The sequence below is a fragment of the Asanoa ishikariensis genome, assembly GCF_900107455.1.
GTDB classification, from domain to species: domain Bacteria; phylum Actinomycetota; class Actinomycetes; order Mycobacteriales; family Micromonosporaceae; genus Asanoa; species Asanoa ishikariensis.
In genome coordinates, this window is record NZ_FNQB01000002.1 from 1,698,839 (window position 1) to 1,710,045 (window position 11,207).

Here is an 11,207-nt window from a genome sequence, read left to right on the forward strand (position 1 = left end):
CTCGGACGTGTGGCTTCCCCATCGTGGCAGAAGTTTCCGAATCGCGAAGTAAGTTCTTATTTTGGGTGGTCTTGAAGCTGTGCCAGAAGTGTCGCCAGCCGATCCCGCCCGGCGGTGTCAGCCGGATCCTTGATCCGTGCCACCAACACCACCTCGGCGCCGTCGAGCGTCACGGTGAGCGCGAGATGCCGCAACAACTCCTGCTCGGTAGCCAACCGCGCCACCGCGCCCACGATCCCGAACCCAGCGGGCCAACGAACCTCAGCGGCGACCTCGGTCCGATGCGCCAACCGCCCGCCGGTGGGCCGCACGATGGCGGCAGGCCCCCCGCCCCACGGCGTAGGCGGCGGCAACCGATGCGTGGGAATCCGCATGACGACCTCCCAACCCCACCCCACCGTCCCAGACCCGACCCAGCGCCCGGACCGCTTTCCCGACGCCCAAACCCCCAGTCCTCATTGGCGTGTCACCACCCAGGGCGTGTCACCCGCCGAGCAGCGGTATCTCCCGGGAGGTCAGTCGGCGGCGAGGATGGTGGATCGGGTGGGGATCGGGCCTACCGCGCCGTGGCCCTGGGTGGTTAGGGCTCCGGCTACTGCGGCGTAGTGGGCTGCTTCCGCTGGGGTGGCGCCGGCTGTCAGGTGGGCCATGAAGGCGCCGTCGAAGGCGTCGCCGGCGCCTGTGCTGTCCAGCGGAGTTACTGGGTGTGGCTTGATCTCTGTCAGGGTGGCCTCGTGCCAGAGCAGGGCTCCGTCCGCGCCCAGCTTGAGGACTACCGTGCGGGGGCCTCGGGCGGCGTACCAGTCGATCACCGCTGTTGGGTCTGTCGCGCCGGTCAGTAGGCGGCCTTCCTCGATGTTGGGGAAGACCACGTCGCTGAGCTCGATGCTGCGGGCGACCACCGCGCGGGCGCGTTCCAGGGGCCAGAGTTGCGGGCGGTAGTTCGGGTCGTAGCTGACCAGCGTGCCGGCGGCGCGGGCCACGGTCATCGCGTGGAAGGCCGCGTCGCACGCCGAGACGCTGATCGCCTGGGTTATCCCGGATACGTGCAGGGCGCGGGCGGACGCTACCGCCGGCTCGGGTACGTCCGCGGGGGACAGTCGGCTCGCGGCCGAGTCCGCCCGGTAGTAGGTGAACACGCTGCGGGCCGGGTCGCGGGAGATGAAGTAGACGCCTGTGCGCTCGCCGTCGGCTCGTACCACGTGGGTCGTGTCGATTCCTTCCGCTTCCCAGAGGCGCAGGAACGCGTCGCCGAACGGGTCGGTGCCGACTCGGGTCACGTAGCCCGTGCGGGCGCCCGAGCGGGCGGCGGCCACGAGGAAGTTGGAGGTGTCGCCGCCGAAGCCGGTGGCGAACTGGCCGGCGGTGTCGAGCGCCGCGTGGCCGATGGTGCTGAACTCCAGGAGCGGTTCACCGATCGCGATGATGTCCATGGCGAGTGACAGTATGCGAGGGTCACCTTCGATGCCTTCGAGGAGCTGCAGATGACGTCGAACGCCCGGGACCTGCTCGCGATCAGTCCGGTGATCCCGGTCGTGGTGGTCGAGGACGCGGCTAGCGCGGTGCCCCTGGCCGAGGCGCTGCTGCGTGGTGGGGTCGGGATCATCGAGATCACCCTGCGTACGCCGGACGCTCTTGCCGCATTGGCGGCGGTGGCCAAGGCGGTGCCGGAGATGCGGGTCGGCGCCGGCACCGTGGTCACGCCCGGGCAGGTCGAGGCAGCCCGGGACGCGGGCGCCACGTTCCTCGTGAGCCCGGGTGCGACCGACGCCCTGGTCGACGCGGCCCGCACGTCCGGCCTTCCGTTCCTGCCCGGTGCCGGCACGGTGAGCGAGATGCTGGCGTTGCGCGAGCGGGGGCTCGACACGCTCAAGTTCTTCCCGGCCGAGGCGAGCGGCGGGCGTGGCTACCTGTCCTCGGTGCACGGGCCGCTGCCGGACCTGGCCTTCTGCCCGACGGGCGGGGTCACCGCCGGCACCGCCGCCGACTGGCTGGCGCTGCCCAACGTCGGCTGTGTCGGTGGGTCCTGGCTGACGCCGGCCGACGCGGTGCGCGCCCACGACTGGGAGCGCGTCGAGCGCCTCGCGCGGGAGTCGACCAGCTTGCGGCTGTAAACCTGTCGCACGCATGGTGGAGAGTAGAAGCGTGCAGATCGGGATTCTCGGGCCGTTGGCGGTCACCGCCGAGGGGCGGCCCGTCGAGGTGGGCGGCGCGCGACTGCGGGCGCTGCTGACCCGGCTCGCCCTCGATCCGGGCCGGCCGGTCGGCACCGAGGCGCTGGCCGACGCGGTCTGGGGCGACGCACAGCCCGCCGACCTCGCCAACGCATTGCAATCACTGGTGTCACGGCTGCGTCGCACGGTGCCGGGGATTCCGGTGTTGCTGGGGCCGGGCGGCTACCGGCTCGACCTGCCCGCCGACGCGATCGACGCCGAACGCTTCGTCATCCTGGCCCGTGACGGGCGCGACGCGCTGGGTGGCGGCGACCCCGAGAAGGCGGTCGGCCTGCTCCGCGACGCCCTCGCGCTCTGGCGTGGGCCAGCCCTGGCCGATGTCGCCGACGCCGGGTTCGCCGCGGCGCCCGTCGCCCGCCTCGACGAGGTGCGACTGGCGGCGGTCGAGGACCGCATCGACGCCGAGCTGCGCCTGGCCGGGCCGGCCCACCTGGTCGCCGAGCTCGACGAGCTGGCGACGGCCCACCCGCTGCGGGAGCGGGTCTGGGTGCTGCGACTACGGGCGCTGGCCGCGGCCGGGCGGCCCGCCGAGGCGCTGGCCGCCTACGACGAGTTCCGGCGGCGGCTGGCCGACGAGCTGGGCGCCGATCCGTCGGCCGAGCTGCGCGAGGCACATCTGGCCGTGCTCCGTGGTGAGGGTCAGCCGCGGCGCACCATGCGGGGCAACCTGCGGGCCGCACTGACCAGCTTCGTGGGGCGCGACACCGAGCTCCACCGGGTCGAGCGGCTGCTGGCCGAGGGGCGGCTGGTCACCCTCGTCGGCCCGGGCGGCGCGGGCAAGACCCGGCTGGGCACGGTGGCCGCGGCCGCGCTGGCGGCGGGGAGCGTCGACGAGACCTGGATGGTCGAGCTGGCTCCGGTCACCGACCCCGCCGACGTGCCGCAGGCCGCGCTGGTCGCCATCGACGGCCGGGCCGCCGGGTTCACCGAGCCCGGGCGCCGCCAGGCCAACCGCGACGCGATCACCCGGCTGGTCGAGGCGCTCGCCTCGATCGACGCGCTGATCGTCCTCGACAACTGCGAGCACGTGATCGACGCGGCCGCCCGGCTGGCCGACGAGCTGCTCGCCCGCTGCCCGCGACTACGCATCCTGGCGACCTCCCGCGAGCCGCTCGGCATCACCGGCGAGGCGCTGTGCCCGCTGCCGCCGCTGGGCCTGCCGGCCCAGGATGAGGACGACGTCGCCGCGTACCCGTCGATCCAGCTCTTCCGTGACCGCGCCGCGGCCGTCCGGCCGGGGTTCGAGGTGACCGTGGACAACGCCGCCGACGTCGTGGAGATCTGCCGGCGGCTCGACGGGCTTCCGCTGGCGATCGAGCTCGCCGCGGCCCGCCTGCGCACCATGTCGACGGCGCAGGTCGCGGCTCGGCTCGACGACCGGTTCCGGCTGCTGACCGGGGGCAGCCGCACCGCGCTCGAGCGGCACCGCACGCTGCGCGCGGTCGTCGCGTGGAGCTGGGAGCTGCTCACCGACGACGAGCGCCGGCTGGCCGAGCGGCTCGCGGTGTTCCCGTCGACGATCACCGCCGAGAGTGCCGCCGGCGTCGCCGCGCCCGACGCCTCGCTCGACGCGGTCGCCGACCTGCTGGCCGCGCTCGTCGACAAGTCGCTGCTGCAACTGGTCGCCGACGGGCGTTTCCGGATGCTCGAGACCATCAGGGAATACGGGCTGGAGCAGCTCGTCGCCGCCGGTGAGGCGACCCGGCTGCGGGCCGCGCACGCGGCCTACTTCCTGGCCTGCGCCGAGCGGATGGAGCCCCGGCTGCGCACCAGTGACCAGCTCCGCTGGCTCGACGAGTTCGACGCGGACCGGGCCAACATGATCGGCGCGCTGCACTACGCCGCGGAGACCGACGACGCGTCCACGGCGATCCGGCTGGCGGCCGCGCTGACCATGCCGCTGACCATCCGGGGCGACCACGAGCAGACGGTGGCCCTGCTCGGCCGGGCGCTGGCGGCCCGGGGCCCGGCGCCGCTCGGGCATCGGGCGGTGGTCGCCGCCATCCACCTGCTCAACCAGATCTTCACCGGCACCTGGCCCGGTGACGTGGCCCTCGCCGAGTTGCAGGCGCTGGTCGCGGCGGCATCTCCCCGGTCACACCCGTTCCTGCCGGTGATCGAACCGATGATGACCATGTTCACCGACGACACCGAGCGTGGGCTGGCGGCGGTCAACAAGGGTCTGGAAGGCGCCGACCCGTTCACTCGCGGCCTGCTGCTCTCGTTGAGCGGCAGCATCAAGGAGAACGACGGCGACGCCGACGGCATGCTCGCCGACCTGACCGCCGCGGCCGAGATCCAGCGCGCTCTGGGGGAGCGGTGGAGCCTCGGCATGACGCTCGGATCGCTCGCCGACGCGCTGTCCAAACGGGGCGACCTGGCCGGAGCGACCGCCGCGCTCGAGGAGGCGTCCCGGCTGGCCGTCGAGCTCAACGCCCGGGAGGACATCGGCTACCAGCGGGTCTGGCAGGCCAACCTGCGGGCCCAGGCCGGCGATCTCGAGTGGGCGCGGGCCGACCTCGAGCGGTTCCTGGTCGAGTCGTCGCGGGACGGGTCCGCCAACCGCACGGCGGCGTTCGTGGTGATGATGCTCGGCGAATACGACCGCCAGGAGGGCAAGCTCGACAGCGCGCGCGAGCGCTACCGGCAGGCCGAGGAACTGCAGACGCTGGAGCACATGGTGGCGCCCCAGTTCCGGGGCATGCTGTTCGGGTTCGAGGCGCACGTCGCGATCGCTGAGGGCCGCCTCGCCGACGCGCGGGCGCTGGCCACCGAGGGCATCGAGCGGGCGATGCTGGGCAAGGACATGCCGGTGATCGCGCTGATCGCGACGGCCACCGTGTCGCTGCGGTCCGCGCTGGGCGAGTCGGAGCGGGCGGCCGAGACACTCGGCGCCGCCGACTCGTTGCGCGGCAGCCCTGACCTGTCCAACTACGACGCCCAACTGCTGACGGAGACGCTCCGGGGCCGGTTGGGCGATGAGGCCTTCGACGCCGCGTACGCCCGGGGACGCGCGTTGAGCCGGGCCGACGCACTCGCGTTCGTCGACCCGGCCCAGGACACCGACCTTTGACCTCACACCCGGCGGCGGTAGAACCTGACCGCGAGGGGTGCGAACACCACGATGATGCCCACCGACCAGAGCAGTGACTTGGTGACCGTGTCGCCGACGGGGCCGCCGGTGAGCAGTGCTCGGGCGGCGTCCATCACGTCCGACACCGGGTTGATCTTCACCCAGGCTTGCAGCCAGCCCGGGAGGGTGTCGGTCGGCACCATCATGTTGGTGCCGAAGGTGAGCGGGAAGAGCACCAGGAACGCCGTGCCCTGCACCGCGCCCGGCTCGCGCATGATCACGCCGAGCAGGACGAAGATCCAGGTGATCGCCGAGGCGAAGAAGATCACCAGTAGGCAACCGGCCAGGGCGGTCAGCGGGTTCGTGCCGATCCGGAAGCCGATCGCGTAGCCGAAGCCGAGCAGCACCACGATCGAGACCACGAACCGCGCAAGGTCGCCCATCACCGAGCCGATCAGGGGCGCGGACCGGGCGATCGGCAGGCTACGGAACCGGTCGAAGACGCCCTTCTTCACGTCGGTGTTGAGGGAGAAGCCCGTCGCCACCGCTGCGAACATCACCGACTGCACCATGATCGCCGGCAGTAGATACTTCAGGTACACGGTCTGGGAGCCGGAGATGGCGCCGCCGAGCAGGTACACGAAGATCACGACGAACATCACCGGTTGGAGCGTCACGTCCAACAACTGCTCGGGCGTGCGCAGCGTCTTGATCAGGCTGCGCCGGGCCAGGGCCAGGCTGTGCCGGGCGATCCGGAACGTCCGGGCCGGCGGCTGGCCTGCGGGGCCGGCACCGGTGATCGGCGACGTCGCCGGAGAGCGCTCAAGTGTCGCGGTCATGCCGCCACCCCCACCTTGCTGTCGTCGTCCGCGGTTGCCGGCTTGCCGGTCAGCGTGAAGAACACCTCGTCCAGGCTCGGCAAGCGGAGCGACAGCTCCATGACGCCGATCCCGGCCTCTTCGATCCGGCGTACGACGGTCGGGAACGCCCGGTCGTCGTCGATCGGCACGGTCAGCACACCGCGTCCGGGCGACTCCGGCTCGCGCTGCGCGACGGCGGTGAGGATGCTGCCCACGTCGGCCAGCCGCGCCGGGTCGGTCGGCCGGACCAGGATGGTCTGGCCGCCGGCGATCTGCTTGAGCTGGGCCGGCGTACCGTGCGCGATGACCTTGCCGTGGTCGATCACCGAGATCTCGTCGGCGAGCGCGTCCGCCTCGTCGAGGTACTGCGTGGTGAGCAGGACCGTCGAGCCGTCGTCGACCAGCGAGCGGACGACACCCCACATGTCTTCCCGCTTCGTCGGGTCGAGACCCGTGGTCGGCTCGTCGAGATAGATCACGGCCGGCCGGCCGACCAGGCTGGCGGCCAGGTCGAGCCGGCGGCGCATGCCCCCCGAGTACGTCTTCGCCTGCCGGTTGGCCGCCTCCGTGAGGTCGAACCACTCCAGCAGCTCGGCGGCCCGCACCTTGGCGTCGCGGCGCCGCAGGTCGAGCAGCTCGCCGATGAGCACCAGATTCTGCGTGCCGGTCAGGTCCTCGTCGACCGACGCGTACTGCCCGGTCAACCCGATCAGCCGGCGCACCGCCCCGGCGTCCTTGACCACGTCGTGCCCGCCCACCGTGGCCCGCCCCGAGTCGGGCCTCAGCAGCGTGGCCAGGATGCGCACCGCCGTGGTCTTCCCGGCCCCGTTCGGCCCGAGCACACCCAGCACGCTGCCCTGTTCGGCGGCCAGATCGATGCCGGCCAGGGCCGTGGTCTTACCGAAGCGCTTGACCAGACCCTCCGCCTGGAAAGCGAGGCTCATCGTGTTCCCCCTTGGTCGTCTTTCACGTGACCAAGATGCCGGGCACCGCTGGCAGCGCGCGCACACGCGGCTGGCACGGCCCTGCCAGGCCCGCGTGCGACGTTCGGTCGGCTTTCGGTCGCGGCTGGTCACATGGACGCACCGACAACCGGAGGAGTTGCGATGAAGAAGCGGATCATGCTGGGTGTCGCCGTGGCCGCCGCGGCGGCGGGAGCGGCGCTGGCCGGCACCGCGGCCTGGGCGGCGGACGACGGTGCCGACGGCGCCGACCTGCGGATCAGTTACGAGCAGGTGGCCGGCACGGACTGCCCGAAGGGCGCCGACAGCGCGCCGGAGGCCGACCTGTGACCCAGGCGCACCCGGAGCTCGAAGAGGTGTTGTTCGCGGTCAAGCGGGTGATCGTGGGGCAGGACCGGCTGGTGGAACGCCTGGTGGTGGCGTTGCTGGCCGACGGCCACTGTCTGTTGGAAGGCGTGCCGGGCGTGGCCAAGACGCTGGCGGCGCAGACCCTGGCCGAGACGGTCGGCGGGACGTTCTCGCGGATCCAGTTCACGCCTGACCTGGTGCCCTCGGACATCGTGGGTACGCGGATCTACCGCTCGTCGACGGAGTCGTTCGACGTGGAGCTTGGCCCGGTGATGGCGAATCTGTTGCTGGCCGACGAGATCAACCGGGCTCCGGCCAAGGTGCAGTCGGCCCTGTTGGAGGCGATGGCCGAGCGGCAGGTGTCGATCGGCGGCAAGTCGTGGCCTGTGCCCGACCCGTTCCTCGTGCTGGCGACCCAGAACCCGATCGAGTCCGAAGGCGTCTACCACCTGCCCGAGGCGCAGCGGGACCGGTTCCTGATGCGGGTGGTCGTCGCCTACCCGACCGACCAGGAGGAGCTGGGCATCCTCTACCGGATGAGCACGGACAGGCCAGAGCCAAAGCGGGTGCTGGACCCCACCCGGGTACGCGATCTGCGCGCCGCGGCCCGCGACGTCTTCGTGCACCACGCACTGGCCGAGTACGTGGTCCGCCTGGTCGTGGCGACCCGCGACCCGGCCCGGTTCGGTGCCCCGGACGCCGCAGCCAGCCTGGCGTACGGCGCGAGCCCGCGCGCCACGCTGGGCCTGGTGGCCGCCGCTCGCGCGCTGGCCCTGTTGCGGGGCCGCGACTATGTCCTGCCGGCCGACGTCACGGACCTGGCGGTGGACGTGCTGGCGCACCGCCTGGTGCTGTCCTTCGACGCGGTGGCCGACGAGGTCACCGCCGAGTCCATCGTGGAGCGCCTCCTGGTCGCGGTCCCAGCGCCCCGGATCGCGCCCTACGAGGCCGAGCGGGCGGCGGCATGACGGCGACCGTCAGCCAACTCGCGCCCGAACGGCGGCTGCGGCGGCTGGAGCTGCTCGTCACCCGTCGGCTCGACGGCCTCCTCCAGGGCCAGCACCTGGGCCTGCTCCCCGGGCCGGGGTCGGAGTTCGCGGGCTCGCGCGAGTACCGGCCGGGTGAGGACGAGGTGCGCCGGATGGACTGGGCGGTCACCGCCCGCACCAACGTGCCGCACGTACGCGAGGTGGACGCGGACCGCGAGCTGACCACCTGGGTGCTGGTCGACGGCTCGGCCAGCATGGACTTCGGCACCGCCGAGATCGAGAAGCGTGAGCTGGCGGTCGCGGCGGTGGCAGCGGTCGGCTTCCTGACCGCAGGCGCGGGAAACCGCCTCGGCGCACGGCTGGCAGGCGGGACCCGGCGCGCGTTCCCGGCCCGGACCGGGCGCACCCACCTGCGTGCCGTGCTGCGCGCTCTGCTCGACGCGCCACGCGTGCCGACCGGCTCAGCACCACCGCCGCTCGCGTCCGCGATCAACGATGTGGCCCGTGCGGCCCGGCGGCGCGGTCTCGTCGTGGTGGTCTCCGACTTCCTCGACGACTCCGACTGGGCGACCGCGCTGCGCCGCCTCGCCGCCCGGCACCAGGTGCTGGCGGTCGAGGTCGCGGACCCGCGCGAGCTCGAGCTTCCCGACGTCGGCCTGATCACGCTGGTCGACACCGAGACCGGCCGGCGCCGGGAGGTGTCCACCGCGAGCCGTCGCCTGCGAAAGGACTACGCCGAGGCCGCGGCGGCGCAGCGGGCCGCGGTCCGGACCGCGATCCGCGGTGCCAGCGCGGTTCACCTTCCACTGCGGACGGACCGCGACTGGGTGGCCGACATCGTGCGGCATGTGCTCCTTCAACGCCGGCTCGCCGCCACCGCGCCGCGACGCGAAGGAGGTGGGGCATGACGTTCCAGAGCCCGTGGCGGCTCCTGCTGCTGGTCGGCGTGGCCGCCCTGCTGGCCGCCTACGTCCTGCTGCGGCGCCGGCGCAGCCGGTACGCCGTGCGGTTCACCAACCTGCGGCTGCTCGACAAGGTCGCCCCGGACCGGCCCGCCTGGCGCCGCCACGTGCCGGCCGGACTGTTCCTGGCGATGCTCGCGCTGCTGACGGTCGGGTTCGCCCGGCCGACCGACGAGGTGCGCGTGCCCCGCGAGCGCGCGGTCGTCATGGTCGCCGTCGACATCTCGCTGTCGATGACGGCGACCGACGTGGCGCCCGACCGGCTCGCGGCGGCCAAGGAGGCGGCCAGCGGGTTCGTGGCCGGACTCCCGGACACGTTCAGCGTCGGGCTGGTCGGTTTCGCGGGCAGCGCCACGGTCACGGTGGCCCCGGTCACGGACCGGCAAACGCTCGCAGCCGGCATCGAACGGTTGGCCGAGGGCAACACCGGCCGGCAGGGCACCGCGATCGGCGAGGCCATCTACGCCGCACTGGACGCGGCCGCCGGCGTCGACCCCGAGAACCCGCCGCCGGCCCGGATCGTGGTGCTGTCGGACGGCTCCAACACCGCGGGCCGCGATCCCGGCGAGGCCGCGGCCACGGCGCTCGCGGCCGGCGTGCCGGTCGACACGATCGCGTTCGGCACGACCGACGGCGTCATCGAGATGCAGGGCCGCGGCCAGTCGGTGCCGGTCGACGGCGAGACCCTGCGCGCGGTCGCGGAGGCGACGGCCGGGAGCTACCACGAGGCCGGCAGCGCCGACGAGTTGCGCGCCGTCTACGACGACATCAACACCACGGTCGGCTACACCACGCAGACCCAGGACGTGTCGGCCCGGTTCATCGGCATCGCGCTGGTCCTCGCGGCACTCGCGGCGATCGCCTCGATGGTCTGGTTCGCCCGCCTTCCTTAGCGCTAAGGAGCAGCAATGAGCGGCCTCGGCACCACCCCACGCGGCCCCGGGTTCGTGTCCCCCCACATCGAGCCCGGGGTCCCCACGGACCCTCCCGCCACCGCCGGTCCGGCGGGAGGGTCCGGCCGGGGACGGCCACGGTGGCTGGTCGCCGGCCTGGCGACGGTCGGCGTCTCGGCGGTGACGGGCGCGCTGGCCGGAGGTTGGGCAGGCGGCGGCGACGGCAACCAAGGCCAAACAGCCCAGGCCCCGCCCCCCGCCACCGCCACGCCCGCGCCCGCCGGCGGAATGCCCGGTGACCTGGTCGGGGCGGCCGCCGCCGCGCTGCCGGGCGTCGTCTCGGTGCGGGCGGGCACGTCCGGCGGCTCCGGCTTCGTCACCAACCAAAGTGGACACGTCATCACCAACAACCACGTGGTCGCCGGAGCGTCGACCGTGTCGGTGGTCGGCGCCGACGGCCGGCGGCGCACGGCCGAGGTGATCGGTCGCGACCCGGGCAACGACATCGCCGTGCTGCGGGTCGCGACGCCGGCCGGGCTGCGCCCGCTGGCGTTCGCGGCCGCGGCACCCCGGGTCGGCGAGCCCGTCCTGGCGGTCGGCTCGCCGCTCGGCCTCTCCGGCACGGTCACCGCCGGCATCGTCAGCGCCCTCGATCGGCAGGTCCGGCTCGGCGCGGGCGTGCGGCGGACCGCGATCCAGACCGACGCGTCGATCAACCCCGGCAACTCGGGTGGCCCGCTGGTCAACGCCCGTGGCGAGGTGGTTGGGGTGAACACCGCGATCGCCACACTGGAGGGTGGCGGCAGCATCGGCATCGGCTTCGCGATCCCGGTCGAGCAGGCCCGCGCCGCGGCACAGCGAATCATCAGCAGCGGTGGATAGCGTG

General features: G+C 73.1%; 11 protein-coding genes. 7 read left to right on the forward strand and 4 right to left on the reverse strand.

The window, feature by feature from the left end; translation table 11 throughout:
* Positions 1–56 precede the first annotated feature (56 nt).
* Together BLV39_RS43095 and BLV39_RS22330 are read right to left on the reverse strand one after the other, a co-directional pair.
* On the reverse strand, positions 57–233 hold the full coding sequence (locus tag BLV39_RS43095; protein ID WP_176985014.1) for a hypothetical protein: 177 nt from the start codon (positions 231–233) through the stop codon (positions 57–59).
* Positions 234–515: 282 nt separating this feature from the next.
* Positions 516–1,433, reverse strand: coding sequence for a sugar kinase (locus BLV39_RS22330; RefSeq protein WP_090796044.1), 918 nt, complete (start codon positions 1,431–1,433; stop codon positions 516–518).
* A 51-nt stretch (positions 1,434–1,484) separates the two neighbouring features.
* Here BLV39_RS22330 and BLV39_RS22335 point away from each other — a divergent pair, with 51 nt between their 5' ends.
* Both BLV39_RS22335 and BLV39_RS22340 read left to right on the forward strand, forming a co-directional pair.
* Entirely contained in the window at positions 1,485–2,114 is a 630-nt protein-coding gene (locus BLV39_RS22335; protein WP_090796048.1) for a bifunctional 4-hydroxy-2-oxoglutarate aldolase/2-dehydro-3-deoxy-phosphogluconate aldolase, read from the forward strand.
* Between the two features lie 31 nt (positions 2,115–2,145).
* Positions 2,146–5,307, forward strand: a complete 3,162-nt coding sequence (locus BLV39_RS22340) for an AfsR/SARP family transcriptional regulator (RefSeq protein WP_176985015.1) — start codon at positions 2,146–2,148, stop codon at positions 5,305–5,307.
* 2 nt (positions 5,308–5,309) lie between these two features.
* On the opposite strand, the gene BLV39_RS22345 is transcribed toward BLV39_RS22340, so the two are convergent.
* Positions 5,310–6,146 carry an ABC transporter permease gene (locus BLV39_RS22345; protein ID WP_090796056.1) on the reverse strand — a complete coding sequence of 279 codons (837 nt, stop codon included), beginning with the start codon at positions 6,144–6,146 and terminating at the stop codon, positions 5,310–5,312.
* Entirely contained in the window at positions 6,143–7,111 is a 969-nt protein-coding gene (locus BLV39_RS22350) for an ATP-binding cassette domain-containing protein (RefSeq protein ID WP_090796060.1), read from the reverse strand. Before BLV39_RS22350 ends, BLV39_RS22345 begins: the two co-directional genes overlap by 4 nt.
* 162 nt (positions 7,112–7,273) lie before the next feature.
* Here BLV39_RS22350 and BLV39_RS43100 point away from each other — a divergent pair, with 162 nt between their 5' ends.
* Genes BLV39_RS43100 through BLV39_RS22370 form a run of 5 tightly spaced genes read left to right on the forward strand, consistent with a single transcriptional unit; the run spans position 7,274 to position 11,203 of the window.
* A complete protein-coding gene (locus tag BLV39_RS43100) occupies positions 7,274–7,459 on the forward strand; it encodes a hypothetical protein (protein ID WP_176984919.1) in 186 nt (61 codons plus the stop codon).
* Positions 7,456–8,445 carry an AAA family ATPase gene (locus BLV39_RS22355; RefSeq protein ID WP_308442716.1) on the forward strand — a complete coding sequence of 330 codons (990 nt, stop codon included), beginning with the start codon at positions 7,456–7,458 and terminating at the stop codon, positions 8,443–8,445. Before BLV39_RS43100 ends, BLV39_RS22355 begins: the two co-directional genes overlap by 4 nt.
* Positions 8,442–9,374 (forward strand): DUF58 domain-containing protein, encoded by a 933-nt coding sequence (locus tag BLV39_RS22360; protein ID WP_090796063.1) that lies wholly within the window; start codon positions 8,442–8,444, stop codon positions 9,372–9,374. Before BLV39_RS22355 ends, BLV39_RS22360 begins: the two co-directional genes overlap by 4 nt.
* Complete coding sequence (locus tag BLV39_RS22365) at positions 9,371–10,321, forward strand: VWA domain-containing protein (protein WP_090796066.1); 951 nt, start codon at positions 9,371–9,373, stop codon at positions 10,319–10,321. Before BLV39_RS22360 ends, BLV39_RS22365 begins: the two co-directional genes overlap by 4 nt.
* A 15-nt stretch (positions 10,322–10,336) precedes the next feature.
* Complete coding sequence (locus BLV39_RS22370) at positions 10,337–11,203, forward strand: S1C family serine protease (RefSeq protein WP_090796070.1); 867 nt, start codon at positions 10,337–10,339, stop codon at positions 11,201–11,203.
* Positions 11,204–11,207 lie beyond the last annotated feature (4 nt).

Coding starts and splice junctions, on each gene's coding strand:
- BLV39_RS43100 (WP_176984919.1), top strand. CDS start 7,274: ATGAAGAAGCGGATCATGCTGGGTGTCGCCGTGGCCGCCGCGGCGGCG.
- BLV39_RS22370 (WP_090796070.1), top strand. CDS start 10,337: ATGAGCGGCCTCGGCACCACCCCACGCGGCCCCGGGTTCGTGTCCCCC.
- BLV39_RS22350 (WP_090796060.1), bottom strand. CDS start 7,111: ATGAGCCTCGCTTTCCAGGCGGAGGGTCTGGTCAAGCGCTTCGGTAAG.
- BLV39_RS22365 (WP_090796066.1), top strand. CDS start 9,371: ATGACGTTCCAGAGCCCGTGGCGGCTCCTGCTGCTGGTCGGCGTGGCC.
- BLV39_RS22360 (WP_090796063.1), top strand. CDS start 8,442: ATGACGGCGACCGTCAGCCAACTCGCGCCCGAACGGCGGCTGCGGCGG.
- BLV39_RS22335 (WP_090796048.1), top strand. CDS start 1,485: ATGACGTCGAACGCCCGGGACCTGCTCGCGATCAGTCCGGTGATCCCG.
- BLV39_RS22345 (WP_090796056.1), bottom strand. CDS start 6,146: ATGACCGCGACACTTGAGCGCTCTCCGGCGACGTCGCCGATCACCGGT.
- BLV39_RS22330 (WP_090796044.1), bottom strand. CDS start 1,433: ATGGACATCATCGCGATCGGTGAACCGCTCCTGGAGTTCAGCACCATC.